Here is a 26,641-nt window from a genome sequence, read left to right as displayed (position 1 = left end):
ATGTTTAATTTTGATAGTACATTAGGTTATGAGCCACCATTGGACGTTCATAATTTAACGGATGAACAAACAGCAATCTCAATCGAGAACCTTAATCTGTTCTATGGTCAAACTCAGGCGCTGCATGATATTTCGATGCGAATTCCCAAAGGGCGAGTCACCGCTTTTATCGGTCCTTCAGGGTGTGGAAAGTCGACGTTATTACGTTGCATCAATCGCATGAACGACTTAGTGGAAGGGTGTCGAGTCACAGGTAAAGTGCGTCTCCATGGCAAGAATGTTTATCATCCTAATGTCGATGTTGCGACACTTCGACGCCGAGTAGGGATGGTGTTTCAAAGACCCAATCCATTTCCTAAGTCTATTTATGAAAACGTAGTTTATGGCTTACGCTTACAAGGTGTAAAAAACAGCCGCAGCTTAGATGACGCAGTGGAGCGATCCTTGCGCTCGGCGGCGTTGTGGGATGAGGTAAAAGACCGCTTGCATGAGAACGCATTTGGCTTATCTGGTGGTCAGCAACAGCGCTTGGTCATTGCGCGGGCGGTGGCGATTGAGCCGGAAGTCCTGTTATTGGACGAGCCAACATCAGCGTTGGATCCAATCTCAACTTTAACTATTGAAGAGCTTATCAATGAGCTGAAGACTCAATATACTGTCGTTATCGTTACCCATAACATGCAACAAGCGGCGAGAGTGAGCGATCATACTGCATTCATTCATATGGGTAAGTTAATTGAATACTCTGACGCGGACTCGATCTTCACTTCGCCAATGAAGAAACAGACCGAAGATTACATTACGGGTCGCTACGGTTAAGTCGCGACTCTATACGGAATAAGGAAAATCATGCACTTTGGACGTCATATTTCAGGACAGTTTAACGTAGAGCTAGAATCGATTCGTACTCATGTATTAACCATGGGTGGCTTGGTAGAACAGCAGCTTTCGTATGCTATTCAAGCCTTGCATAAAGAGGACATCGAACTGGCGCGTAAGGTTGTGCGTGACGATCATAAAGTGAATGCGATGGAAGTCTCGATCGATGACGCCTGTACACGCATTATTGCTAAGCGTCAGCCAACGGCAAAAGACTTGCGCTTAATCATGGCTATCATCAAAACGATCACTGATTTAGAACGCATCGGTGACGTGGCGACACGCATTGCTTACGTTGCCATTGAAAGCCCATCATCAAAAGAACGACAGTTCCAAGTGTCGTTAGAGCCTCTCTGCCGTCAGGCAATTAATATGCTGCATCAGGTTTTGGATGCGTTTGCCCGCATGGATGTAGAAGCGGCAGCAGAGGTGCACAAACAAGATGACAAACTAGACGCCGAGTATGAAGCGGTGATTCGTCAGTTGATGACCTACATGATGGAAGATCCAAAAAATATCCCCAACATTCTGCAAGTGATGTGGTCGGCACGCGCGATTGAGCGTGTTGGTGACCGCTGCCAGAACATCTGTGAATACATTATTTACTTCGTGAAAGGGAAAGATGTACGCCATCTAGGTGATCAAAGCATTGATGACGTACTGAAGTAACTGATTTCAATAAATAGACCAGCTTTTAGGCTGGTCTATTTATTAGAGAGAGGGAAAGTACATCAATATTTACCGGGCACGAAGGTCTGATCATCAATGGGCGCTCTGACATAACCTTCTTTATTGAGATCAGGTAATTCAATCGGTGGGTACTCAAGCGCTTTGTAATCAATCTGGCTAAGTAAATGGCTGATACAGTTCAAGCGCGCTTTCTTTTTCGAGTCAGAGGGCACGACCCACCAAGGACAGCTCTTCGTATCTGTGTAAGCGAACATTTTATCTTTTGCCTCAGAATACTCGACCCAGCGATGACGTGACTCCAAATCCATTGGGCTGAATTTCCAACGTTTAATCGGCGTATTAATTCGACCTAGAAAACGTTTTTCCTGCTCTTCGTCTGAAACCGAAAACCAATACTTAATCAGAATAATCCCAGAGCGTTGCAACATTCTCTCGAATTCAGGGCAAGAGCGTAAAAACTCTTCGTATTCGTCTGGAGTACAGAACCCCATGACTTTTTCGACACCCGCTCGGTTATACCAACTTCGGTCAAATAAAACGATTTCACCAGCAGATGGTAAATGAGCGACGTAACGTTGGAAGTACCATTGCGTTTTTTCTTTTTCTGTCGGTGCAGGCAGAGCGACCACGCGACAAACACGCGGGTTTAGCTTTTCTGTGATGCGTTTAATCACCCCGCCTTTGCCCGCAGCATCACGGCCTTCAAACAGAACCACCACTTTTAACCCTTTGTGTTTGACCCACTCTTGAAGTTTTACGAGCTCAACTTGAAGGTTTTTGAGCTCCTTTTCGTATTCCTTTTTCTTCAATTTAGACATACACCTTTCCTCACTCCTTGATAAACAATATGTTAGCACTCAAAAGCTATGCGTGTGAGGTTACGGTCGTCTATTTGAGAGCTGCTACGACATCGGTAATGGCTTGTGTACTTGTGATGGGGATTAAGAAATCATCGACATCAGTTGCGCCCATTTTGCTTTGTTCAGCAACAAAGTTCATTTTACTAGGTCGAGTCGTTTTGCCTGACAGATGGATTTCAGGAACTTGAGTGTCTTCTACTAATGCACGTACGTTACTTGCATTAACGCCAGCACCCGCCATGATTGCAATGCGTCCTTGGGCTTGTTCAACAAGAGATTTAAGTGCTTTCTGGCCTGCTGGCGCAGAAGGTGCTAGCCCTGAAGTGAGAATGCGTTCGCAGCCCAAACTGATGACCTCTTCCAATGCTGATTGAGCGTTTCTACATTGATCAAAAGCACGATGGAACGTTACGCCCAGCCCTAATTCCTGTGCGAATTCGCACAGTGCTGTTGCAAAGGGCATGTGGATATCCCCCTCTTGAGTGAGTACACCTAAAACCACACCATCCAAGCCCGATTGGTGAGCCGCTTCAATATCCCAACGCATCATTTCGATCTCTTCTTCACTGTAGAAGAAGTCACCTTGGCGCGGGCGAATCATGGCATAAATAGGAATAGTCGAAATCCTAGCGGCTTGCTGCATAAAGCCATAACTGGGTGTTAGCCCGCCTAAAGCCAAAGAGGAGCAAAGCTCAATCCGAGTGGCGCCGCCAGCAATGGCGTAGTGCAGAGATTCAATATTATCGATACAGACTTCTAGGTGAGTAACCACGTTCATTCATCCTGCTAACGTTACAAATAAGTGTTGTGGCTAAGATATTAACAGGGCCAATAAGCAGAATCTGTATGGAGGGCATGAGAAATAGAGGTAAAGTTTACGCTACAGCGTTACCTCATTTTGGCGGTTTATCTGAAGGTAAAAGAAAGCCCAGAGCATTTGCTCTGGGCTTTGATAGGACTTTACTTAGACTGATTGGCGTTTGCGGTTTTCCGCATTAGCTTTTTGCTTTATATACATCCAACCATCACACCCGTTGAGCTAGGGTGAAGGTCTATTATTTTTTGCCTAGGTCAGCTGCGTGCTCAGATAGGAACGCTGCAACACCTTTTGGAGATGCGTCCATACCTGCTTTACCTTCTTCCCATTGTGCAGGACATACTTCGCCATGCTTCTGGTGGAAGTTAAGAGCGTCAACCATGCGTAGCATTTCGTCGATGTTACGGCCTAGAGGTAGGTCGTTAACTACTTGGTGACGTACAACGCCTTCTTCGTCGATTAGGAAAGAACCACGGAAAGCAACGCCTGCTTCTGGGTGCTCAACGTCGTAAGCTTTACAGATTTCGTGCTTAACGTCAGCAACTAGTGGGTACTTAACTTGACCGATACCGCCATCTTCGATAGCAGTGTTACGCCATGCGTTGTGAGAGAACTGAGAATCGATAGAAACACCGATTACTTCAACACCTTTAGCTTGGAAATCAGCTAGACGGTTGTCGAATGCGATTAGCTCAGATGGGCAAACGAAAGTGAAATCTAGTGGGTAGAAGAATACTACTGCTTTCTTACCTTTAGTGAACTCTGCAAAGTTGAAGTTTTCAACGATTTCACCGTTACCTAGAACAGCTGCTGCAGTAAAATCAGGGGCTTGACGACCTACTAGTACCATTTTTTTTGCTCCTAAAAAGTATGGTTAGTTCCAAACCGAATTCAGTTGTGTCGGTTTGGTCCGTGTTTGTACGAGACAAACTATAGTACAGATTGTAGTATTGAAAAAAGCGAAATAAATAGATTGAGTTAATCGAAAAAAACGATAATAGCAAAACTCTTAACTCGATCACTGGAACGGCGGTAGATACAAATACAATTATGAATAAATGGCCCAGTTTGAAGCAGTTGCACTACTTAGTCACGCTGCATGAAACAAGACATTTTAGTGACGCTGCAGAGCGTTGTTTTGTCAGTCAGTCGACTTTAAGTAAAGGTATTCAAAACTTAGAGGAATTGATTGGTTGTCCATTATATGAAAAGAAAGACAAGAAAAGTCCACTGGTTTTTACCCAAACGGGAGAAATGGTAGTAAAGCAGGGGCGAGAGCTGTTAGCAAAAGGGCAAGATTTGGTCGAGCTTGGACGTATGTGCCAAGGCGACGATATGCAAGGCCAGCTAAAAGTGGGATGCATACCAACAATTGCTCCGTTTTTACTGTGTGATTTGGTGCAAGAGGTTAACTACCGTTTCCCACAACTGAATCTTTTATTAAGAGAAGACACGACAACAAACTTACTTCAAGCGCTTAGACACGGTGAGTTGGATGTGCTCATTTTAGCGTTGCCAGTGGAAATTGACGGTATGGAAAGTCGAGTGGTGGGTAAGGATCCGTTTCGAATGGTTATTAGTGCGAATCAAGCCCAATCGGTGCCTGTGCCGATTCGTTACGCAGATTTACCTGACGAATCCGTCTTTTTATTAGAGAAAGAGCATTGCTTAACGGAACACGCGGTATCTGCGTGTAAATTAACAGATAAAGAAAAAATTAATCCGTTTACAGCAACCAGCCTTCATACTTTGGTGCAAATGGTTGCGAATGGTTTGGGAACAACGTTCATTCCTCAAATGGCTATCGACCACGGCCTGCTACATAACCAGAATTTAGTCGTGATCGATCCCCCAGGAAAGCAAGCCTATCGTGAAATTGGCTTAGTTTGGCGTCCGAGTTCATCAAGAACGAAAACATTTAATCAGCTTGCAGAAGTCGTTTCCGAACTGCTTTAGCTATTAGTATTAGCCTCTACATCTCCATTATTTATCTAAAAGCGCACTGAAAACAGTGCGCTTTCTAGTATTTTATTCTGTTGGTGAACTTTGACTTGTAAAATTTTACAGCTCTTCTTTGATGAAGCTTTCATAAAATAGTGAAATTTCACAATGTTAATTTTACACAAAACCTAGTATGTCTTGTTTGACCCTTGTTTGAATCCACCTTGCCAGCCCTTGTGAATACAAGGTGTTTGTTTGCCAGTCTATATTCATACACTCGTTTGAAATGATAAATCGACCTTAAAATTAATGTAATTTAATTACGTAATAACTTACAAAAATAGGTGTTCGATAGGCGGTTTTTACCCTGCCGAATAAAACTTCGAATTTTCTGTTTTGTTTATCTTGGGGGTTTCGTTAAACCCTTTGTTGAGATAGCTTATTTAAAGGCCGATAAGACTTATGTCTAGATTGAAAATACACATAACATTACGCAATCTATCGACATAGCTAGACGAGTTGAACACAAAGTTAAAGGATGTAATTTGTTGTTCATAACTTACAAATGTAGCTTTACGCTGACTGCCCAAGATGGATAAAGCACGTTAAGGATGAATGATTATGCTTGCTCAGACAGAACAAAAAACACAACAACTAAAGCAAACCCAAGGCATGCTTGAGGTGAATGGAGTCGTTGCTCCAGAACATCAAGCAATTTTCCCTGTTGAAGCCCAAACCTTTTTATCTCTACTGTGTGAAAAATTTGCCGGACGTGTTGAGCAGTTGCTGGAAGCACGAGAAGAGAAGCAAGCGCGTATCGATGCAGGTGAGCTGCCAGACTTTTTACCAGAGACACAAGACATCCGTGAAGGAAGCTGGAAGATCCTGGGAATCCCACAAGATCTGCAAGATCGCCGTGTGGAGATTACCGGACCAACTGATCGCAAGATGGTGATTAACGCACTGAATGCGAATGTAAAAGTGTTTATGGCAGACTTCGAAGATTCAATGTCTCCAGCATGGAGTAAAGTGCTGGATGGGCAAGTGAATTTACGCGATGCCGTGAATGGCACTATCAGTTACACCAACCCAGGGAATGGCAAGCATTATCAGCTGGAAGATGACCCAGCGGTGTTGATCTGCCGTGTTCGCGGCCTTCATTTAAAAGAAAAACACGTTACGTGGCACGGTCAGATCATTCCAGGTGCGCTATTCGATTTCGCTCTGTACTTCTATAACAACTACAAAGCCTTACTTCAAAAAGGCAGCGGCCCTTATTTCTACATTCCAAAACTGCAATCGCATCACGAAGCGAAGTGGTGGAGCGAAGTGTTCCATTTCACGGAAGACTATTTCGGTCTTGATACAGGCACCATCAAAGCGACTGTGCTGATTGAAACTTTACCAGCCGTATTCGAAATGGATGAGATTCTGTTCTCGCTTAAAGAACACATTGTTGGTTTGAACTGTGGTCGCTGGGATTACATCTTTAGCTACATCAAAACCTTGAAGAAGCACTCAGAACGCGTACTGCCAGATCGCCAAGTGGTTACGATGGATAAGCCATTCTTGAACGCTTACTCGCGATTATTGGTGCGTACTTGTCATAAACGAGGTGCTTTCGCGATGGGAGGAATGGCCGCCTTTATCCCAGCGAAAGACCCGCAAGAGAATCAAAAAGTATTAGACAAGATCCAGACTGACAAATCGCTAGAAGCAAACAACGGTCACGACGGTACTTGGGTAGCTCATCCAGGTTTGGCTGACACCGCGATGGAAGTTTTTAGTGCTGTACTGGGCGAGCGCACCAATCAATTGGATGTGAGTCGTTCAGAGGATGCACCTATTACAGCGGCTGAACTACTCGAGCCTTGTGAAGGCGAGCGTACAGAAGCCGGAATGCGCCACAATATTCGTGTTGCGCTGCAATACATCGAAGCTTGGATTTCTGGTAATGGTTGTGTACCGATTTATGGCTTGATGGAAGATGCGGCGACAGCTGAAATCTCTCGCGCTTCTATCTGGCAATGGATTCAACACGGCAAGTCGCTAGATAACGGATTGAAGGTCACTAAGGATCTGTTCGAGCTCTATCTAAAAGAAGAGATTGAAGTAGTGAAACAAGAAATTGGCGAGCAGCGCTACCAAGCGGGTCGATTTGAAGAAGCGGCAGACTTGATGGCAAGGCTCACTACGAGCGATGAGCTGACCAACTTTTTAACAGTTCCTGGTTATGAATACCTGGATTAATAAAGAATAACTGTAACACCAATAACGTGAAGGATTTTCAAGGCAGATAGGGAAGTACTGCCTGAGAACGGAAACTCAACGCACACGCATAAAGTGCAAATTATAAAGAGGGATAGACCAATGACTAACTTAACTCGCCGCCAACAAATTGAAGCTCTGGAAAAAGACTGGGCAACTAACCCGCGCTGGAAAAATGTAAAGCGTACATACACTGCTGAGGAAGTGGTGGAACTGCGTGGCTCTATGGTACCAGCTAACACAATTGCACAACGTGGTGCAGACAAACTTTGGTCACTGGTCAACGGTAGCGCGAAAAAAGGTTACGTAAACTGTCTTGGTGCGTTAACTGGCGGCCAAGCTGTTCAACAAGCTAAAGCTGGTATTGAAGCGATTTACCTATCTGGTTGGCAGGTAGCGGCGGACAACAACACCGCTTCGACGATGTATCCTGACCAGTCTCTATACCCAGTCGATTCTGTACCGTCAGTAGTAAAACGCATCAATAACTCGTTCCGTCGTGCAGACCAAATCCAATGGTCAGCAGGTAAATCGCCTGAAGATGAAGGTGGTATTGATTACTTCCTACCTATCGTAGCGGATGCTGAAGCAGGCTTTGGTGGTGTGCTTAACGCTTACGAGCTCATGAAATCGATGATCGAGGCAGGCGCAGCGGGCGTTCACTTTGAAGACCAGCTAGCATCGGTGAAGAAGTGTGGCCACATGGGCGGCAAGGTATTAGTTCCAACGCAAGAAGCGGTGCAAAAACTGGTTGCTGCTCGTTTGGCTGCTGATGTGGCGGGTACAACAACCTTGGTTATTGCTCGTACTGATGCGAATGCGGCAGATCTCATTACTTCAGATTGCGACCCATACGATAAAGACTTTATTGAAGGTGAGCGTACTCAAGAAGGTTTCTACCGCGTTCGCGCAGGTATCGACCAAGCCATCTCTCGCGGCCTAGCTTACGCACCGTATGCAGATTTGATCTGGTGTGAAACAGCGACGCCATGTTTGGAAGAAGCACGTAAGTTTGCAGAAGCGATTCACGCTGAATACCCAGATCAATTGTTGGCATACAACTGTTCGCCGTCCTTCAACTGGGAGAAGAACCTAGATGCAGAAACTATTGCTAAGTTCCAACAAGAGCTGGCAGACATGGGCTACAAGTACCAATTCATCACGCTAGCAGGTATTCACAACATGTGGTTCAACATGTTCGAACTGGCACACGCTTATGCTCAAGGTGAAGGTATGCGTCATTATGTTGAGAAAGTTCAGCGTCCTGAATTCCAGGCGGCAGAAAAAGGCTATACATTTGTTGCACACCAACAAGAAGTAGGTACAGGTTACTTCGATAGAATGACCAATACTATCCAAGGTGGTAACTCTTCAGTGACCGCATTGACAGGTTCGACCGAAGAAGACCAATTCTAATTGGCAGAGAAACACTTCCTTAATCAGCGTCAGTAATGGCATTTTGAGCGGCAACCCTGCCGCTCTTTTTTCGTTTAAAACGTTTAAGAAACGAAATTTACACCCAAGATAAAGCGTTTGCGTATTATTCTTCTGGCTCGATTTCTTCGGGTTCCACTTCTTCTTGCAGTTCCAATAAGTTAATCGCAATGGTCACAAAGTCACTGTCAGTAATGATGCCTACCAATCGACCCTTGGTGACAACAGGTAAACAGCCAACTTTGTGCTTTTGCATATAGATAGCGCTCTCTTTAAGCCCCGCGATGGGTTCGGCCGTCATGATGTTGGTGTGCATCATTTCGTAGAGCGGTGTATCTAGAGTAAAAGATTGTTCAGCCTCATCTGGGTGCAAGCTCGATTCTTGAGCAGCAAGAATGTCGCGTTGAGTCACCAAGCCTTGTAAGTGGTTATTGGCATCAACAACCGGAATATGTCGAATATCAAGCGCATCCATCATGCTTTTTGCATCACGCAAGGTGTGCGTGCGCAGTAAGGTATGAGGATTACGAGTCATCATGTCTTCAACCTTGATCATAGAGACCTCCAGCGGCATTGTCCTTCTCTTAAATATAGAGAATATTTTTCTGTATATCTGGGAGCTAACTCGTTTTTCATCAATTAAATAGCACAATACACTTGCTCTTCTTTTTGTCTGCGTAATCTGTGTCTTATCGACGTTTTTATTAATTTGAATAAGTAGGTTTGTGTGCGAGTCAGTTGGCATTTTGGGTTGATATTGAATGGACCGCTAAGGTAATCCAATGAATTGAATCGCACATTTTTATTCGCTGGATTTTCCAAGATTCGTCTCTCGAAGAAGATACGTTCAGGCTTACCAAATTGAAGACAGCAACCTAAATGAAAAGAACAACGTGTAACAAACTCATTGCGCTGGCAGTGGCGGCATTCAGTGTGCAATCAGCACAGGCGATTGTGTTAGGAGATGAACTAACCGACTCTGTTGATCGTGTTACTTTACGAGCAAGTAATATGGCAGAGTTCCCACTGTGTGGCGGCACCATGCTGACGGAGCAGTGGGTGTTGACTGCGGCACACTGCGTGGTAATGGGGCAGGGAACGAACGAAGCAAGCTACTATGTGACCCCGCCGGGCGAGTTGTCGGTGAATGCGAATGTGCATGAACTTAATTCAGCAGGGCTTGATAACTTCTATCCGGTGTCTCACGTTGTGGTTCACCCTGATTACACGCGGATTTCAAAAGCTGAGACCGACAGTAATGGTAACGTGAAACCTATACAAACCGGTTTAGACTCAGACATCGCGTTGCTGTATCTCACGCGCCCAGTGGCAAATGCGAGCTTTGCTGATTTAGCAAACAAAGCCGACATGGAGAGTATCGAAGCGCGTTTGGCAGTGGATTGGAACGATAATTACCTGACCAATCAACGTGTCGAAAATGTGCAAGTGTTTGGGTGGGGGACCACTCAGCCGGATGCTTCTGAACCTTCCAATACGCTCAAAACCACCATTAGTACATTTTTACCCATCGACAAATGTTATGAGCGTTTAGAAATTGGCAGCAGTTTTCCGGGGATCATCGACTCAAGAGAAAACCAAACCAAAATTTGTACGCTACCAACGAAAAACCGAGTATTAGAGCCGGATAGCCACACCCAATATGGTAACTCTGCATGTAAAGGTGACAGTGGTGGGCCGCTGGTCGATGTGGCTACGGGAAAACAGATTGGTATTGTTAGCGGTGGACCTCTCATTCTTCCGACTTGTGGCTCTTTGACGATTCCAAGTTTCTACACCAAGGTGAGCCAATATTACGACTGGGTACAGTCTTACATTACTGCCGATGCGCCACCAAGTAGCTACATCATTGCACCGAACTTTATTAAAGAGGCTAATAACGAAGTCGGCGGAGATAAAGAGTGTCACGACGGTATTGCAACCAATAACTGTGATTTCAAAGGGTCAGATGATGATGGTGGCAGTCTGGGTCTGTGGCTATTGGGTCTATTCGTACCCTTGGCGTGGTGGCGAAGGCGTGAGGTTTGATAGGGCGATTTGAATACCAAACGAGTAAGCAGCGTTATGCGCTGCTTTGCTTTTTAATGTTCCATTTCTGTCGGCTTAAACTGAAAAACAATGCCAAGTGATCGCGGTTTTTCACGTTTTATTACACTCTTCATCATGGCTTTTACAGTGATATTCTGGGGATTTGCTTGCTATTGCAGCATGTAAACATATACTAGTCTGCTGCGAAAAACTCGTCGCAATTTTATCGTCGTCCTAGACGTGATTTGACCAATATATAAGACAAGTAACATGCAAGTATCAGATTTCCATTTCGACCTTCCAGATGAACTTATCGCTCGTTACCCTCAGCCAGAGCGTACCGCTAGCCGACTATTACAAATGGACGGCAATACCGGAGAGCTAATTGATGGCACATTTACTGATGTATTGGGCCAAGTTCAACCCGGTGATCTCGTGGTGTTTAATAATACTCGTGTTATACCTGCTCGTCTTTTTGGTCGTAAAGAGTCGGGTGGTAAGCTAGAGGTGCTGGTGGAGCGCATGCTTGACGAGAAAAGCATCCTCGCGCACGTTCGCTGCTCTAAATCTCCAAAACCAGGTACAACCATCATTGTTGGCGAGAATGATGAATACTCAGCAGAAATGGTGGCGCGTCACGACGCTCTATTTGAACTGAAATTTAACGCTGATAAGACGGTATTAGAAATTTTGGAAGAAATCGGCCACATGCCACTTCCTCCTTACATTGACCGCCCAGATGAAGATGCAGATAAAGAGCGTTACCAAACCGTATATAACCAGAAGCCAGGCGCAGTAGCGGCGCCGACCGCGGGTCTTCATTTTGATGATGTTCTACTAGAGCAAATCAAAGCGAAAGGCGCAGAGTTTGCTTACGTCACTTTGCACGTTGGTGCGGGTACATTCCAGCCAGTAAAAGTAGAAAACATCAACGATCACCATATGCACGCTGAGTACGTAGAAGTACCGCAAGAAGTCGTCGAAGCAATTAAAGCGACGAAAGCGCGCGGTGGACGAATTATTGCTGTTGGTACTACATCGGTACGCTCACTTGAAAGCGCAGCGCAAGACGCATTGAAAAAAGGGACTGAGTTGGTCCCATTCTTTGGTGATACAGAAATCTTTATTTTCCCTGGCTACGAATATCAGCTTGTGGATTGCTTGATTACCAATTTCCACCTGCCAGAATCCACACTGATCATGTTGGTGAGTGCATTTGCAGGTTATGAGAACACCATGAATGCTTACAAGCATGCGGTAGAAAACAAATATCGCTTTTTCTCATATGGTGATTCAATGTTCATCAAGAAGAAAACGATTTAGTAAAAAATAAGATTTACGAGTGCTAGCAGTAAGCTAGGAAATAGAGCAGAACCTCTGCTTTATCTCTCGCAAGGAAAAGCGACCGCTCCTTAAAGTAGGGTAGAGCCCTAAACACTCAGTCAGACTGTTTCTCTGACACCCGGAGGCATCGTGAAATTAAAATTCGATCTTAAGAAGAAAAACGGCAATGCTCGTCGTGGTCAACTGACTTTCGAACGTGGCACTGTTCAAACCCCAGCGTTTATGCCAGTTGGTACTTACGGTACGGTTAAAGGCATGACGCCAGAAGAAGTGAAAGGTACGGGCGCAGAAATCTTACTAGGTAACACGTTCCACCTTTGGCTGCGTCCAGGTCAAGAAGTCATGAAAATGCACGGCGACTTGCATGATTTTATGAACTGGCACGGTCCTATTCTTACTGATTCAGGCGGCTTCCAAGTATTCAGCCTTGGCAAGATGCGTACTATTACCGAAGAGGGTGTGCACTTCCGTAACCCAGTTAATGGTGACAAGATTTTCATGGACGCAGAAAAGTCGATGGAAATTCAAAAAGACCTAGGTTCTGACATCGTCATGATTTTTGACGAGTGTACGCCATACCCAGCGACACACGATGAAGCGAAGAAATCGATGGAAATGTCACTACGTTGGGCACAGCGCTCACGTGATCACTTCGAGAAGCTAGAAAACCCGAACAACCTGTTTGGTATTGTTCAAGGTGGTGTTTACGAAGATCTACGTGATGTGTCGGTAAAAGGTCTAACGGAAATCGGTTTTGACGGTTACGCGGTTGGTGGCTTGGCAGTAGGCGAGCCTAAAGAAGACATGCACCGCATTCTTGAGCACACTTGTCCGCAGCTTCCAGAAGACAAACCTCGCTACCTAATGGGCGTGGGTAAACCAGAAGACTTGGTTGAAGGTGTTCGCCGCGGTATCGACATGTTTGACTGTGTAATGCCAACGCGTAACGCGCGTAATGGTCACCTGTTTGTGACTGGTGGTGTGATCAAGATCCGTAATGCGAAACATAAAACGGATACAACCCCGCTGGATCCGCACTGTGACTGTTACACTTGTCAAAACTACAGTAAATCGTACCTTCATCACTTAGAGCGTTGTAATGAAATTCTGGGTGCTCGTCTGAATACGATCCACAACCTACGCTACTACCAGCGTCTGATGGAAAGTATTCGTAAAGCGATTGATGAAGATCGTTTTGATGAGTTTGTTACCGAGTTCTATGAGCGTCGTGGCCGTGAAGTGCCACCACTAGCAAAAGAACAGTCATTGACGGACTAAAAAGAATTAAAGCCTTTGGCATGTCGCCAGAGGCTTTTGCTAATAAAGTAGGCTAACGCACGTTATTTTTGAGAGAGTGATCGCTATTAGTTACTCTCAGACTTGAATCTAAAATGCGAAAGCCCAACTTGTTGGATTATCAATAAAATATAATGAGGATGTTTTAATGTTTATTTCTCAGGCTCACGCAGCAGCAGAAGGCGCGCCAGCAGGCGGTGGTTTTGAAATGCTAATCATGCTTGGCATGTTCGCAGTGATCTTTTACTTCATGATTTACCGCCCACAAGCGAAACGTGTAAAAGAGCACAAGAACCTAATGGCTTCTATGGGCAAAGGCGACGAAGTTCTAACTAGCGGTGGCCTAGTGGGTAAAATCACTAAGATTGCTGAAGACAATGACTACATTTCAATCGAGCTTAACGCGAACAATGAAGTGGTAATCAAGAAAGACTTCATCACTGCAGTGTTGCCAAAAGGTACGCTTAAGTCTCTATAAAACAGCTAAAGGATCCTCGCTGTGCTAAACCGTTATCCATTATGGAAGTACTTGATGGTATTTTTTGCCATCATCACCGCTGCGTTATACGCACTTCCAAATATCTACGGTGAAGATCCGGCTATTCAAGTTACAGGGGCGCGTGGCGCCTCTGTAGATATGTCAACGCTGGATGCTGTCACTACTGCTCTTGATAAAGAGCAACTCTCTCATAAATCCATTGCTCTCGAGAATGGATCAATTCTTGTTCGTTTTAACGACACTGACACGCAAATCAGTGCTCGTGATGTCATCAGCGAAGCGCTTGGCAAAGACACAATTGTTGCACTTAACCTTGCTCCTTCTACACCCGATTGGCTAGAAGCGATTGGCGCGTCACCATTAAAGCTGGGTCTTGACCTTCGTGGTGGTGTCCACTTCTTAATGGAAGTAGACATGGACGCTGCGATGGAAAAGCTCGTTGGTCAGCAAGAAGAAGCTTTCCGTAGCGAACTTCGTGAGGCAAAAATTCGTTATCGTGCTATCCGCCCTTCTGGCAAAGAAGCGGTAGAGGTTCTGCTACGTAACGAAGAGCAATTAGCAGAAGCGAAAGCAATGCTAGAAAAGAATCACCCGGACATGCTCTTTGTCGAATCTGATTCAAATGGCCGTTACGCTCTTACTGCGACCTTTACCGAGCAACGTTTACAAGAGATCCGTAACTACGCTGTTGAGCAAAACATTACGATTTTACGTAACCGTGTAAACGAGCTAGGTGTTGCAGAGCCTCTCGTTCAACGTCAAGGTGCAAGTCGAATTGTTGTTGAGCTTCCTGGTGTTCAAGATACTGCTCGTGCAAAAGAGATTCTAGGTGCGACTGCAACGCTAGAATTCCGTGAAGTTGACGATAAAGCTGACCTATCAGCGGCGGCAAATGGTCGTGCGCCAGCAGGCAGTGAAATCAAAATGGACCGAGACGGTCGTCCGGTTGTGCTTAAGAAGCGTGTTATTCTTGGTGGTCAAAGCATTACGGATGCAAGCTCAAGTGTCGATGAATACGGTCGTCCACAAGTTAACATCTCGCTAGACAGCGAAGGTGGTAACAAGATGTCAGCGTTCTCTAAGAAGAACATCGGTAAGCTAATGGCTACCGTGTTTGCTGAGTACAAAGACAGTGGTCGTCGTACGCCAGAAGGCAAAGTCATCCTAGATAAGCATGAAGAAGTCATCAACCAAGCGACGATTCAATCGGCTCTTGGACGTAACTTCCGTATCACGGGTATAGACTCCGCAGCTGAAGCGCACAACCTTGCACTTCTATTACGTGCTGGTGCACTGATCGCACCTATATCTATCGTTGAAGAGCGTACTATTGGTCCATCAATGGGCCAGCAAAACATCGATATGGGTATCCAAGCGTGTATCTGGGGTATGGTTGCCGTAATGCTGTTTACGCTGCTTTACTACCGTGGCTTTGGCTTGATTGCCAACATCGCTCTAATGGCTAACTTAGTGTTGATCATTGGTGTTATGTCGATGATTCCAGGCGCTACCATGACGCTTCCGGGGATTGCCGGTATCGTGTTAACGGTCGGTATGGCGGTTGATGCGAACGTACTTATCTTCGAGCGTATCCGTGAAGAGCTTCGTGATGGGCGTAGTCCACAACAAGCTATTCACCAAGGTTACGCGAATGCATTCAGTACGATTGCCGATGCGAACATCACGACACTGATTACTGCAATTATCCTATTTGCAGTCGGTACTGGTGCAGTGAAAGGTTTCGCGGTTACTCTATCTATCGGTATCTTAACTTCAATGTTCACCGCCATTATTGGTACACGTTGTATCGTGAACCTGATTTACGGTGGCAAACGCGTTGATAAATTGTCGATCTAAGGCTGGGAATTAATATGTTTCAAATTCTAAAAGCAGAGAAGACGATCGGCTTTATGCGTTGGTCGAAAGTAGCATTCGTTTTTTCAATCTTTATGATTGCTGCTTCTATCTTCACTTTGTCAACTAAGTGGCTAAATTGGGGCCTAGACTTCACTGGCGGTACGCTAATTGAAGTTGGCTTTGAAAAACCTGCGAACCTTGAAAAAATCCGAACCGCTTTAGATGCGAAAGGTTTTGGTGATGCGACAGTACAAAACTTCGGTAGTGCTCGTGAAGTAATGGTTCGTCTTCGTCCACGTGACGACGTTTCTGGTGAAACGCTGGGCAACCAAATCATTGGTGCTATCAAAGATGGTACTGGCGAAAGCGTAGAAATGCGTCGTATTGAATTCGTAGGTCCTAACGTTGGTGATGAGCTAACAGAAGCTGGCGGTCTAGCGATCCTCGTGTCGCTGATCTGTATCCTGCTTTATGTCTCGATGCGATTTGAATGGCGTCTAGCGGCTGGTGCGGTTATGGCATTGGCTCACGATATCATTATCACGTTAGGTGTTTTCTCATTCCTACAAATAGAAGTTGACCTAACCATCGTCGCAGCACTATTAACGGTAGTCGGTTACTCGCTCAACGATACCATCGTTGTGTTTGACCGTATCCGTGAAAACTTCCGCAAGATGCGTAAAGGTGAGCCAGCCGATATCATGGACGCTTCAATCACCCAAACATTGAGCCGTACGTTGATTACCTCGGGTACAACATTGTTCGTGGTAATTGCACTGTTCATGCAGGGTGGTGCGATGATTCACGGCTTCGCAACCGCACTTCTACTTGGTATCACTGTAGGTACTTACTCTTCTATCTACGTAGCATCAGCACTAGCGCTAAAACTGGGCATCCAGAAAGAGCACTTGATGCCACCTCAAGTAGAAAAAGAAGGCGCAGAGTTCGACGAAATGCCATAAGGCAGGTTGAGAATCGAAAACAAAAACCGCTGAGCAATCAGCGGTTTTTTTGTATCTGAATCGAGCCGTATGCTTGCAGAACCTCACTGTATGGAGAGCCTTACATTACAGCTAAGTAGATACGGTTCAGTAGATACAAAAAAGCCCCGCTCATTGAGTGGGGCTTTCTAAAGTCATCAGCGTGACGGGCTAAATATGACTTTCAAATCTTACTTAAGGATCGCGCTGTTACCGTTTTCGCGGATGTGCTTAAGGATAGATTTTACGCCACGAGCGCTTGAAGCAACAATGTTACCAGACTTCATGTACTCAGTGCCGCCAGCAAAGTCAGTTAGGATTGCGCCAGCTTCACGAGCAATAAGCTCACCTGCTGCCATATCCCAAGGTTTTAGACCTAGCTCGAAGTAACCATCAACACGGCCAGCAGCCACGTAACATAGGTCAAGAGCAGCAGAGCCGCTACGACGGAAATCAGCACATTCAGTGAATAGCGCACCAACGATCTTGATGTAAGACTCAGCGTGTTGTTTCTGCTTGAATGGGAAGCCTGTTGCTAGAACAGTACCTTGAAGGTCTTTTAGTTGAGCAACACGAATACGCGCACTGTTTAGTTGAGCGCCAGCACCACGTTGTGCAGTGAATAGCTCGTTTTGCATTGGATCGTAAACACAAGCAACTTCAGTTTTGCCTTTGATACGAACAGCGATAGAAACCGCGAAAGTTGGGTAACCTTTTACAAAGTTAGTGGTGCCATCCAGTGGGTCGATGATCCATTGTACGTCTTTATCTTTACCTTCGATAAGACCTTGTTCTTCAGCAACGATACAGTGCTCAGGGTAAGACTGCTTGATAGTATCGATGATGATGTATTCTGCTTCTTTATCTACATTAGTGACAAAGTCATTAGTGCCTTTAAGAGTAGATTCTACTTTATCAGTGTTTTCTAATGATTTAGCAATATGATTGCCTGCCTTTCGCGCAGCGCGAATAGCAATGTTTAGCATTGGATGCATACGAATTTCCCAACGGATGTTAAAGAACAAATGAAAGCGGCGGCGAGTATACCAGAGATCAGTAAAAAGGGAAGTGGTTATTTTTTGTTCTAAAGTCAGTGGTTTTATTGTATTTAGCTTGAGGCGAACGAGAACAATGACCAAGAATGAGAAGAGAGGCCTGCTTCGCCCTAGGGAGTGTTAAAAAACTATGGTAACATTCTGCGGTTTTAATTTAGGTAGCAAACACAGATGTTGGATCAAGTAAAAATTGTACTCGTAGGTACCTCTCATTCAGGCAATATTGGCTCAGCAGCTCGAGCTATGAAAGTGATGGGGTTAAGCCAACTAGTATTAGTCGATCCACAATGTGAAGTGGATGAACAAACTCTTGCTTTGGCTGCGGGTGCTGGTGATATTGCTCAAAATGCAAAGATTGTCGGCACATTAGAGGAAGCGGTTGAAGATTGCAGCCTAGTGGTGGGCTCCAGTGCTCGCTCTCGTACATTAGAATGGCCAATGCTTGAGCCACGTGAATGTGGTGAGAAATTTGCGGTTGAGGGTAGAAAACACCCTGTCGCGCTCGTGTTTGGTCGTGAAAGAACTGGTCTAACAAACGAAGAGCTGCAAAGGTGTCACTACCATGTTTGCATTCCTGCTAACCCTGAATATAGCTCGCTTAACCTAGCGATGGCCGTACAAACTCTGAGTTACGAAGTACGAGTTGCGCATTTGAACTTAGAGCAAAGCCAGTTTGCCCCAAATGAGCCGGAAGAGTACCCACGTCATAGAGAGCTCGAAATGTTCTTCGAGCATCTTGAAAAGGTGATGGTTGAGACCCAGTTTATCAATAAAGAGCAACCAGGGCAGGTGATGAATAAATTGCGTCGCTTGTTCTCTCGTGCTCGGCCAGAAACCCAGGAGCTCAATATTCTACGCGGCATTTTAACCTCGATAGAAAAGAAGTTCTGAATAAAGAATAACCACTTTAGGTGTAAGGATGAATACCTGAGTAAAATGGTCAAATAAATACTTGACCAAATTACTCGGGTATGGAAAAATCTTAACCATTACAAACCATGTGGATACGGTGTGGTATGAAACTTACATCTAAAGGAAGATATGCGGTGACAGCCATGCTGGATGTGGCACTGCATTCGCAACAAAACCCTGTACCTCTTGCTGACATCTCAGAGCGTCAGGGGATCTCGCTCTCTTACTTAGAGCAGCTATTTTCAAAATTGCGTAAAGCAGGTCTCGTTGCCAGCGTTCGTGGTCCTGGTGGTGGTTACCGACTTGGTGCCGACGCACACAGTATCGCTATTGGTACCGTGATTGCAGCCGTTGATGAGTCAGTCGATGCAACCAAATGCCAGGGCAAAGGAGATTGCCAAGGCGGAACACGTTGCCTTACTCACACGCTATGGCGCGACTTAAGCTCTCGCATTAGTGACTTCTTGAATAACATCACTCTTGGTGAGTTGATGACAGACAATGAAGTCCTCGAAATTTCTGATCGTCAGGACATTGATCTGGCGGTAACCCATGGGCTATCAAACAAAAATACAACCGCCGCGCCCATCGGTGTAAACGTCCGCTCTTAGCGGTCAGCTTTTTACATTGGAGTAGAGAATGAAACTGCCGATTTATCTTGATTATTCCGCTACATGTCCAGTTGATCCACGTGTTGCTGAAAAAATGGTTCAGTACATGACAATGGATGGCACATTTGGCAACCCAGCGTCGCGTTCGCACCGTTACGGCTGGCAGGCAGAAGAAGCGGTCGATACTGCTCGTGAGCAAATTGCTGACCTTCTAAATGCAGATCCTCGCGAAATCGTATTTACATCTGGTGCGACAGAATCAGACAACCTTGCGATTAAAGGTGCAGCGCACTTTTACTCGAAGAAAGGCAAGCACGTAATCACTTGTAAAACAGAGCACAAAGCCGTTCTTGACCCATGTCGTCAACTTGAGCGTGAAGGCTTTGAAGTGACTTACCTTGAGCCAGAATCAAATGGCTTGATCGATCTAGAGAAGCTTAAAGCGGCAATGCGTGATGACACAGTGCTTGTGTCTATTATGCACGTAAACAACGAGATTGGTGTGGTTCAAGACATTACAGCGATCGGCGAATTGTGTCGTGAGCGTAAAATTGTTTTCCACGTGGATGCAGCGCAATCTGCAGGTAAATTACCAATCGACGTTCAAGAGATGAAAGTTGACCTAATTTCGCTTTCTGCTCACAAAGTTTATGGCCCTAAAGGCATCGGTGCACTTTACGTTCGTCGTAAGCCTCGTATTCGTCTTGAAGCGCAAATGCACGGTGGCGGCCATGAGCGTGGTTTCCGCTCTGGTACACTTCCTACTCACCAAATCGTTGGTATGGGTGAAGCATTCCGCATTGCAAAAGAAGACATGCAAAAAGATTACGATCACGCTTTAGCGCTTCGTAACCGTCTTTTTGATGGCGTGAAAGACTTAGAAGCAGTGACGGTAAACGGTGACCTTGAGCAACGTGTACCACACAACCTAAACATCAGCTTCGCATTCGTAGAAGGTGAATCACTACTAATGTCGCTTAAAGATCTAGCGGTATCTTCTGGTAGTGCTTGTACGTCTGCAAGCCTTGAGCCTTCTTACGTTCTTCGTGCCCTAGGCATGGATGATGAATTGGCTCACAGCTCGGTTCGTTTCTCGTTTGGTCGTTTCACGACTGAAGAAGAAATTGATTACGCAATTGAACAAATCCGCGTTGCAGTGACTAAGCTACGCGACATGTCTCCTCTATGGGATATGTACAAAGAAGGGATTGATTTGAGCACTGTTGAATGGGCTCACCATTAATCTCAGGGATTGAAATAGAGGATTCGAGGTAATTTATCATGGCATACAGCGAAAAAGTAATTGATCACTACGAGAACCCACGTAACGTTGGTTCATTCGATAAAGAAGACCCATCAGTAGGTAGCGGCATGGTTGGCGCTCCAGCTTGTGGTGACGTAATGAAGCTTCAAATCAAAGTGACACCGGAAGGTATCATCGAAGATGCGAAGTTCAAAACATACGGTTGTGGTAGTGCAATCGCATCAAGCTCACTAGTAACTGAGTGGGTAAAAGGCAAGTCAGTTGATGAAGCAGCAGCAATTAAAAACTCTGAAATTGCTGAAGAGCTAGAGCTTCCACCAGTGAAAGTTCACTGTTCAATTCTTGCTGAAGATGCAATCAAAGCAGCGGTTGCAGACTACAAGAAAAAACACCAAGAATAATTATTCCGTAATATAATGGGAGCTTTGACGCTCCCATTCCAATCGAAATTTAGACAGACTAAGGTGCAGTATGGCCATCACAATGACAGAATCAGCGGCAAGTCGCGTAAGAGCATTCCTAGATAACCGAGGCAAAGGTATCGGTTTACGTCTTGGAGTGAAGACGACTGGTTGTTCAGGCATGGCATATGTACTTGAGTTTGTTGATGAGCTTAACGAAGAAGATGAAGTTTTTGAACTCTCTGGAGTGAAAATCATCATCGACAAAAAAAGCTTAGTGTACCTAGACGGTACCGAATTGGATTACGTGAAAGAAGGGTTGAATGAAGGTTTTGAATTCAACAACCCTAACGCGAAAAGTGAATGTGGTTGTGGTGAAAGCTTCAACGTCTAATTGATTGTCCTTCTGGGCAAGCGAGTCCGGAAGGCTTTACTAGGACCCGAACTTAATGAATCACTTTGAATTATTTGGGCTACCAAGTCAGTTTAAGCTGGATGGTAGCCTTCTTTCTTCTCAGTTCCGAGAACTACAAAAACGCTTCCACCCGGATAACTTTGCAACGGGATCTGAACGTGACCGTTTGATGGCGGTGCAAAAGGCAGCGCAAATCAACGATGCCTATCAAGTTCTGAAAAATCCTATCTCCCGTGCCGAGTACATCCTCGCAGAGCAGGGAGTTGAGATCCGAGGTGAACAGCAGACAATGCAAGATCCAATGTTCTTAATGGAGCAAATGGAGCTGCGCGAAGAACTGGAAGAAATTGCTGACAGCACCGATCCTGAATCGGCGCTTTTTGACTTCGATTCTAAGGTCAGCAAAATGTACAAACAGCATCTGGCAAGCGTCGAGCAAGAGCTTGATGATGGTCTTTGGGCTGAAGCCGCAGACCGAGTTCGTAAGCTAAAATTCATTGCCAAACTAAAGAACGAAATTGAACTAGTCGAAGACAAACTCCTCGGCTAGTTAGCGTGACAAGGACCTATCATGGCACTACTTCAAATCGCAGAACCGGGCCAAAGCTCGGCACCTCATGAGCATAAGTTAGCAGCGGGTATCGACTTAGGTACTACCAACTCTTTGGTTGCTTCTGTACGTAGCGGCGATGCAACTCCACTTGCGGACGAGCAGGGCCGTACTATTTTACCTTCAGTCGTTAATTACGCTGAGGAAACGTTAACGGTCGGCCACGAAGCCAAAGCTAAAGCAGAGTTTGAACCAGAGAACACGATTATCTCTGTAAAACGTTTGATCGGTCGTTCATTAAAGGACATTCAGTCCCGTTACTCTTCACTTCCTTATCGTTTTAAAGAGAGTGAAAATGGTCTTCCAATCCTGCAAACGCCTCAAGGTGACAAAAACCCGATTGAAGTATCTGCGGACATTCTAAAAGCGCTAGGTAAGCGAGCAGAAGAAACGTTAGGTGGTGAGTTAGCGGGTGTTGTGATCACTGTTCCTGCTTACTTTGATGATGCTCAGCGTGCAGGTACGAAAGACGCCGCGAAATTAGCAGGTCTTCATGTTCTCCGTCTGCTTAACGAACCAACCGCCGCGGCAATTGCTTATGGCCTAGACTCAGGCCAAGAAGGTGTGATTGCGGTTTACGATCTAGGTGGCGGTACATTTGATATCTCTATTCTACGTTTGTCGAAAGGCGTATTTGAAGTATTAGCAACAGGTGGTGACTCTGCGTTAGGCGGTGATGACTTTGACCATCTGTTAGCGGATTACCTAATGGAGCAAGCGGGTCTCGAAGCCCCACTTTCTGCTGAAAAAAACCGTACGCTACTGAACATTGCTACTGCGACTAAGATTGCTTTCTCTGAGCAAGACAGCGTTGATGTTGACGTGTTTGGCTGGAAGGGCACCGTTACTCGTGAGCAGTTCGAAGATCTGATTCGCCCATTAGTGAAGAAAACACTAATGTCTTGTCGTCGTGCATTAAAAGATGCTGATGTTAACGCAGACGAAGTACTCGAAGTTGTCATGGTTGGTGGTTCAACACGCACATTGCTGGTTCGTGAAATGGTAGGCGAGTTTTTTGGCCGCACACCGCTAACAAGCATTAATCCTGATGAAGTTGTCGCAATCGGCGCGGGTATCCAAGCCGACATTCTAGCGGGTAACAAGCCTGATTCAGAAATGTTACTTCTTGACGTGATCCCACTGTCGCTTGGTATTGAAACCATGGGTGGTTTGGTTGAGAAGATCATTCCTCGCAATACCACAATTCCTGTTGCGCGTGCGCAAGAATTTACCACATTCAAAGATGGCCAAACGGCCATGAGTGTCCATGTGGTACAAGGTGAGCGTGAAATGGTTGATGATTGTCGTTCACTGGCTCGTTTCTCATTGAAAGGCATTCCACCGATGGCGGCGGGTGCGGCACATATTCGTGTGACTTACCAAGTTGACGCTGACGGTCTTCTTTCTGTTACGGCAATGGAAAAGAGCACCGGTGTTCAGTCAGAGATTCAAGTAAAACCTTCTTACGGGTTAAGCGATAATGAAGTGGCGGATATGCTGCGTGATTCAATGACTCACGCTAAAGAAGACATGCAAGCTCGTGCGCTAGCTGAACAGCGTGTTGAGGCCGACCGTGTGATAGAAGGCTTGATTGCAGCCATGCAAGCTGATGGTGACGAACTACTATCAGAACAAGAGAAACAAGACCTGATAAAAGCCATCGAAGCCTTGATTGAGCTGCGTAATGGTGATGATGCAGATGCGATTGAGCAAGGCATTAAAGATACCGATAAAGCGAGCCAAGATTTCGCATCGCGCCGTATGGATAAATCGATTCGAGCTGCGCTGTCAGGTCAATCAGTAGACGATATATAAGAGATAAGTAGTTATGCCTAAGATTATTGTATTACCACACGACGATTTGTGCCCAGAAGGCGCAGTGTTGGAAGCAAACACTGGTGAAACCGTTCTGGACGTAGCGCTAAAAAATGGTATCGGTATTGAACATGCGTGTGAAAAATCATGTGCTTGTACCACCTGCCACGTGATCATCCGTGAAGGTTTTGATTCGCTAGAAGAAAGTGAAGAGCTGGAAGACGACATGCTGGATAAAGCGTGGGGTCTAGAGCCTGAATCACGTCTAGGGTGTCAGGCGAAAATTGCTGATGAAGACTTAGTGGTAGAAATTCCTAAGTACACGCTAAACCACGCTTCAGAAGATCACTAAAACTATCTTCCCAATATAGGGAAGAAGCAAAAGGAAGATGAGCAATGAAATGGACAGATTCTCGCGATATCGCGATTGAACTTTGTGACAAGTTTCCAGATGTTGATCCGCAAACGGTGCGTTTTACCGATCTTCATCAATGGATCATGGAGTTAGATGAGTTTGAAGATGACCCAAACCATTGTAACGAAAAGATTCTGGAAGCCGTTATCATGTGCTGGATGGATGAAGCAGACTAAGTCTGTAAAACACAGCCTAGTTAACAATTCTTACTAAAAAAAGCGGACCTTTAGGTCCGTTTTTTTATCCAATTGACATTTTTGCCCTACATAATGCTAACATCCGTGAGTTATTAAAAAGAAGCAGCGTAGGCAACGCTGCTATAAGACAAGGAGAAACCATGTCTACACAGATGTCTGTATTTTTAAGTCAAGAGTCGGCAGCACCACATTGGGGTGAAAAAGCACTGCTTTCATTCGCTGAAAACGGCGCAACCATTCATTTAGGTGAAGGTCACGATCTTGGTGCAATTCAACGTGCAGCTCGTCAGCTAGATGGCCAAGGAATTCGTTCTATTTTTCTTTCCGGTGATAACTGGGATTTAGAGAGCGTTTGGGCTTTCCACCAAGGTTACCGTAACCCCAAAAAACATGGCTCAGTTGAGTGGTCTGCATTGTCTGAAGAAGATCAAGCAGAGCTTCAAGCGCGTATTACCGCGACTGATTTTACCCGCGATATCATCAATAAAACCGCAGAAGAAGTTGCCCCTCGTCAGCTAGCGACAATGGCCGCTGAATTCATCAAATCTGTTGCGCCTAAAGGCACAGTGACAGCTCGTATCGTCAAAGACAAAGACTTGTTGGCAGAAGGTTGGGAAGGTATTTACGCCGTAGGCCGTGGTTCGGAGCGTACTTCTGCGATGCTCCAGCTAGACTACAACCCGACAGGTGACGAGAACGCACCAATATTCGCGTGTCTTGTCGGTAAAGGTATCACCTTTGATTCGGGTGGTTACAGCTTGAAGCCTTCTAACTTCATGAGCGCAATGAAAGCAGACATGGGTGGCTCAGGCACCATCACCGGTGGTCTTGCACTGGCGATTCTTCGTGGTTTGAACAAGCGTGTAAAACTGATCCTTTGTTGTGCAGAGAACATGGTTTCTGGTCGCGCACTCAAGCTTGGCGACATCATCACCTACAAAAACGGTAAAACCGTTGAAATCATGAACACCGATGCAGAAGGTCGTTTAGTGCTTGCTGATGGTCTTATCTACGCCAGTGAGCAAAAGCCTGAGTTAATCATTGATTGTGCAACACTAACAGGTGCGGCGAAGAATGCGTTGGGTAATGATTATCACGCATTAATGAGTTTCGATGACGAGTTATCGCATCAAGCGCTCACTGCGGCAAACCAAGAAAAAGAAGGTTTATGGCCGCTACCACTTGCTGACTTCCACCGTGGAATGCTGCCGTCAAACTTTGCTGACTTATCGAATATCAGTTCTGGTGACTACTCTCCTGGTGCAAGCACAGCAGCAGCATTCTTGTCTTACTTCGTAGAAGACTACAAAAAAGGCTGGTTGCACTTCGACTGTGCGGGTACATACCGTAAAGCCGCGTCTGATAAATGGGCTGCGGGAGCTACGGGTATGGGCGTTCGTACACTTGCTCGTTTCCTCAATGAGCAAGCTGGTAAATAAGATTGATTGCGGCACTCCTTGTTTGAGTGCTGCTCTTACCCAGTAAGTCACTTTAAAAACACAACTATTATTACAAGTACAGAAAGGAAATTTTATGGCTCTAGAAAGAACATTTTCAATCATTAAGCCGGATGCGGTAGAGCGAAACCTAATTGGTGAAATCTATAACCGTATTGAAAAGGCTGGTCTACGTATTGTCGCTGCTAAAATGGTTCACCTGACTGAAGATCAGGCAAGCGGTTTTTATGCAGAGCATGAAGGCAAAGAGTTTTTCCCTCCACTAAAAGAGTTCATGACATCTGGTCCTATTATGGTTCAGGTACTGGAAGGTGAAAATGCGATTGCACGTTACCGTGAACTGATGGGTAAAACTAACCCAGAGGAAGCGGCATGCGGTACGCTTCGTGCCGATTACGCACTTAGCATGCGTCACAATTCAGTTCATGGTTCCGATAGCCCTGAATCTGCAGCGCGTGAAATTGAGTTTTTCTTCCCTGAGTCAGAGGTTTTCTCTCGCTAATTAGGCGTGATACTTCACTTGTTAGTGATGCTCTGATACAGAAAAGCCTCGGAACTTTCCGAGGCTTTTTCATTTC

Annotated in this window: 27 protein-coding genes; 22 read left to right on the top strand and 5 right to left on the bottom strand. The window is 45.4% G+C overall.

The features are described 5' to 3' along the window. Positions 1-819 carry a phosphate ABC transporter ATP-binding protein PstB gene (gene pstB / locus FKN16_RS16670; protein WP_005381745.1) on the top strand — a complete coding sequence of 273 codons (819 nt, stop codon included), beginning with the start codon at positions 1-3 and terminating at the stop codon, positions 817-819. Between the two features lie 30 nt (positions 820-849). Next, positions 850-1,548, top strand: coding sequence for a phosphate signaling complex protein PhoU (phoU, locus tag FKN16_RS16665; RefSeq protein ID WP_005381744.1), 699 nt, complete (start codon positions 850-852; stop codon positions 1,546-1,548). A gap of 62 nt (positions 1,549-1,610) precedes the next feature. Here phoU and ppk2 read toward each other — a convergent pair whose 3' ends face one another. The 3 genes from ppk2 to FKN16_RS16650 form a co-directional block, all read right to left on the bottom strand. Then, complete coding sequence (gene ppk2, locus FKN16_RS16660; RefSeq protein WP_104974456.1) at positions 1,611-2,387, bottom strand: polyphosphate kinase 2; 777 nt, start codon at positions 2,385-2,387, stop codon at positions 1,611-1,613. 70 nt (positions 2,388-2,457) lie between these two features. Then, positions 2,458-3,207: a copper homeostasis protein CutC gene (locus FKN16_RS16655; RefSeq protein WP_170903118.1), complete on the bottom strand. Its 750-nt coding sequence runs from the start codon at positions 3,205-3,207 to the stop codon at positions 2,458-2,460. 277 nt (positions 3,208-3,484) lie between these two features. After that, positions 3,485-4,096: a peroxiredoxin C gene (locus tag FKN16_RS16650; RefSeq protein WP_005381738.1), complete on the bottom strand. Its 612-nt coding sequence runs from the start codon at positions 4,094-4,096 to the stop codon at positions 3,485-3,487. 200 nt (positions 4,097-4,296) lie between these two features. Between FKN16_RS16650 and FKN16_RS16645 the strand changes: the two genes are divergently transcribed. The 3 genes from FKN16_RS16645 to aceA all read left to right on the top strand — a co-directional run bounded on the left by FKN16_RS16645 (position 4,297) and on the right by aceA (position 8,871). Beyond that, positions 4,297-5,202: a hydrogen peroxide-inducible genes activator gene (locus FKN16_RS16645; protein ID WP_005383681.1), complete on the top strand. Its 906-nt coding sequence runs from the start codon at positions 4,297-4,299 to the stop codon at positions 5,200-5,202. Between the two features lie 606 nt (positions 5,203-5,808). Continuing rightward, the gene (aceB, locus tag FKN16_RS16640; protein WP_170903116.1) at positions 5,809-7,437 is read left to right on the top strand and encodes a malate synthase A; all 1,629 of its coding nucleotides are present in this window, start codon (positions 5,809-5,811) and stop codon (positions 7,435-7,437) included. Positions 7,438-7,557: 120 nt separating this feature from the next. Continuing rightward, positions 7,558-8,871, top strand: a complete 1,314-nt coding sequence (gene aceA, locus FKN16_RS16635) for an isocitrate lyase (RefSeq protein ID WP_005391585.1) — start codon at positions 7,558-7,560, stop codon at positions 8,869-8,871. A gap of 124 nt (positions 8,872-8,995) precedes the next feature. Here the strand turns inward: aceA and FKN16_RS16630 are convergent, their stop codons facing one another. Further along, the gene (locus FKN16_RS16630) at positions 8,996-9,445 is read right to left on the bottom strand and encodes a CBS domain-containing protein (RefSeq protein WP_005391583.1); all 450 of its coding nucleotides are present in this window, start codon (positions 9,443-9,445) and stop codon (positions 8,996-8,998) included. Positions 9,446-9,768: 323 nt separating this feature from the next. Here FKN16_RS16630 and FKN16_RS16625 point away from each other — a divergent pair, with 323 nt between their 5' ends. The 6 genes from FKN16_RS16625 (at position 9,769) to secF (ending at position 16,893) form a co-directional block, all read left to right on the top strand. Beyond that, positions 9,769-10,935: a serine protease gene (locus tag FKN16_RS16625; protein WP_170903114.1), complete on the top strand. Its 1,167-nt coding sequence runs from the start codon at positions 9,769-9,771 to the stop codon at positions 10,933-10,935. A 270-nt stretch (positions 10,936-11,205) separates the two neighbouring features. Continuing rightward, positions 11,206-12,258 (top strand): tRNA preQ1(34) S-adenosylmethionine ribosyltransferase-isomerase QueA, encoded by a 1,053-nt coding sequence (gene queA / locus FKN16_RS16620; protein WP_074190944.1) that lies wholly within the window; start codon positions 11,206-11,208, stop codon positions 12,256-12,258. 150 nt (positions 12,259-12,408) lie between these two features. Continuing rightward, positions 12,409-13,557 (top strand): tRNA guanosine(34) transglycosylase Tgt, encoded by a 1,149-nt coding sequence (gene tgt / locus FKN16_RS16615; protein ID WP_005391577.1) that lies wholly within the window; start codon positions 12,409-12,411, stop codon positions 13,555-13,557. A gap of 166 nt (positions 13,558-13,723) precedes the next feature. After that, the gene (gene yajC, locus FKN16_RS16610) at positions 13,724-14,053 is read left to right on the top strand and encodes a preprotein translocase subunit YajC (RefSeq protein ID WP_005381725.1); all 330 of its coding nucleotides are present in this window, start codon (positions 13,724-13,726) and stop codon (positions 14,051-14,053) included. Positions 14,054-14,074: 21 nt separating this feature from the next. Continuing rightward, entirely contained in the window at positions 14,075-15,931 is a 1,857-nt protein-coding gene (gene secD / locus FKN16_RS16605; protein WP_006741889.1) for a protein translocase subunit SecD, read from the top strand. A 14-nt stretch (positions 15,932-15,945) separates the two neighbouring features. Beyond that, positions 15,946-16,893, top strand: coding sequence for a protein translocase subunit SecF (gene secF / locus FKN16_RS16600; protein ID WP_005391572.1), 948 nt, complete (start codon positions 15,946-15,948; stop codon positions 16,891-16,893). Between the two features lie 209 nt (positions 16,894-17,102). Here the strand turns inward: secF and suhB are convergent, their stop codons facing one another. Beyond that, positions 17,103-17,906, bottom strand: coding sequence for an inositol-1-monophosphatase (gene suhB / locus FKN16_RS16595; RefSeq protein WP_047010191.1), 804 nt, complete (start codon positions 17,904-17,906; stop codon positions 17,103-17,105). Between the two features lie 231 nt (positions 17,907-18,137). On the opposite strand from suhB, the gene trmJ reads away from it, so the two are divergent. The 11 genes from trmJ to ndk all read left to right on the top strand — a co-directional run bounded on the left by trmJ (position 18,138) and on the right by ndk (position 26,565). Next, entirely contained in the window at positions 18,138-18,857 is a 720-nt protein-coding gene (gene trmJ / locus FKN16_RS16590; protein ID WP_006741887.1) for a tRNA (cytosine(32)/uridine(32)-2'-O)-methyltransferase TrmJ, read from the top strand. Between the two features lie 125 nt (positions 18,858-18,982). After that, positions 18,983-19,489 (top strand): Fe-S cluster assembly transcriptional regulator IscR, encoded by a 507-nt coding sequence (gene iscR, locus FKN16_RS16585; RefSeq protein WP_005381720.1) that lies wholly within the window; start codon positions 18,983-18,985, stop codon positions 19,487-19,489. 28 nt (positions 19,490-19,517) lie between these two features. Next, positions 19,518-20,732: an IscS subfamily cysteine desulfurase gene (locus tag FKN16_RS16580; RefSeq protein WP_005391556.1), complete on the top strand. Its 1,215-nt coding sequence runs from the start codon at positions 19,518-19,520 to the stop codon at positions 20,730-20,732. Positions 20,733-20,770: 38 nt separating this feature from the next. Continuing rightward, the gene (gene iscU, locus FKN16_RS16575) at positions 20,771-21,154 is read left to right on the top strand and encodes a Fe-S cluster assembly scaffold IscU (RefSeq protein WP_005381718.1); all 384 of its coding nucleotides are present in this window, start codon (positions 20,771-20,773) and stop codon (positions 21,152-21,154) included. 70 nt (positions 21,155-21,224) lie between these two features. Then, positions 21,225-21,548 carry an iron-sulfur cluster assembly protein IscA gene (gene iscA / locus FKN16_RS16570; protein ID WP_005391554.1) on the top strand — a complete coding sequence of 108 codons (324 nt, stop codon included), beginning with the start codon at positions 21,225-21,227 and terminating at the stop codon, positions 21,546-21,548. A 55-nt stretch (positions 21,549-21,603) separates the two neighbouring features. After that, positions 21,604-22,119 (top strand): co-chaperone HscB, encoded by a 516-nt coding sequence (hscB, locus tag FKN16_RS16565; RefSeq protein ID WP_012842113.1) that lies wholly within the window; start codon positions 21,604-21,606, stop codon positions 22,117-22,119. Positions 22,120-22,140: 21 nt separating this feature from the next. Beyond that, entirely contained in the window at positions 22,141-23,994 is a 1,854-nt protein-coding gene (gene hscA / locus FKN16_RS16560; RefSeq protein WP_104971307.1) for a Fe-S protein assembly chaperone HscA, read from the top strand. 13 nt (positions 23,995-24,007) lie between these two features. Beyond that, on the top strand, positions 24,008-24,346 hold the full coding sequence (gene fdx / locus FKN16_RS16555; RefSeq protein WP_005391548.1) for an ISC system 2Fe-2S type ferredoxin: 339 nt from the start codon (positions 24,008-24,010) through the stop codon (positions 24,344-24,346). Positions 24,347-24,390: 44 nt separating this feature from the next. After that, positions 24,391-24,585, top strand: coding sequence for a Fe-S cluster assembly protein IscX (iscX, locus tag FKN16_RS16550; RefSeq protein WP_005391546.1), 195 nt, complete (start codon positions 24,391-24,393; stop codon positions 24,583-24,585). 161 nt (positions 24,586-24,746) lie between these two features. Continuing rightward, complete coding sequence (pepB, locus tag FKN16_RS16545; protein ID WP_005391544.1) at positions 24,747-26,045, top strand: aminopeptidase PepB; 1,299 nt, start codon at positions 24,747-24,749, stop codon at positions 26,043-26,045. Between the two features lie 94 nt (positions 26,046-26,139). Beyond that, positions 26,140-26,565, top strand: coding sequence for a nucleoside-diphosphate kinase (gene ndk, locus FKN16_RS16540; protein ID WP_005391542.1), 426 nt, complete (start codon positions 26,140-26,142; stop codon positions 26,563-26,565). Positions 26,566-26,641: the final 76 nt, after the last annotated feature.

Origin of the sequence: Vibrio sp. 11-4(1) (assembly GCF_013048625.1) — a bacterium.
GTDB lineage: Bacteria > Pseudomonadota > Gammaproteobacteria > Enterobacterales > Vibrionaceae > Vibrio > Vibrio diabolicus.
The sequence above is the reverse complement of the archived record's forward strand: the minus strand, read 5'-3'. Positions and strand labels throughout refer to the sequence as shown.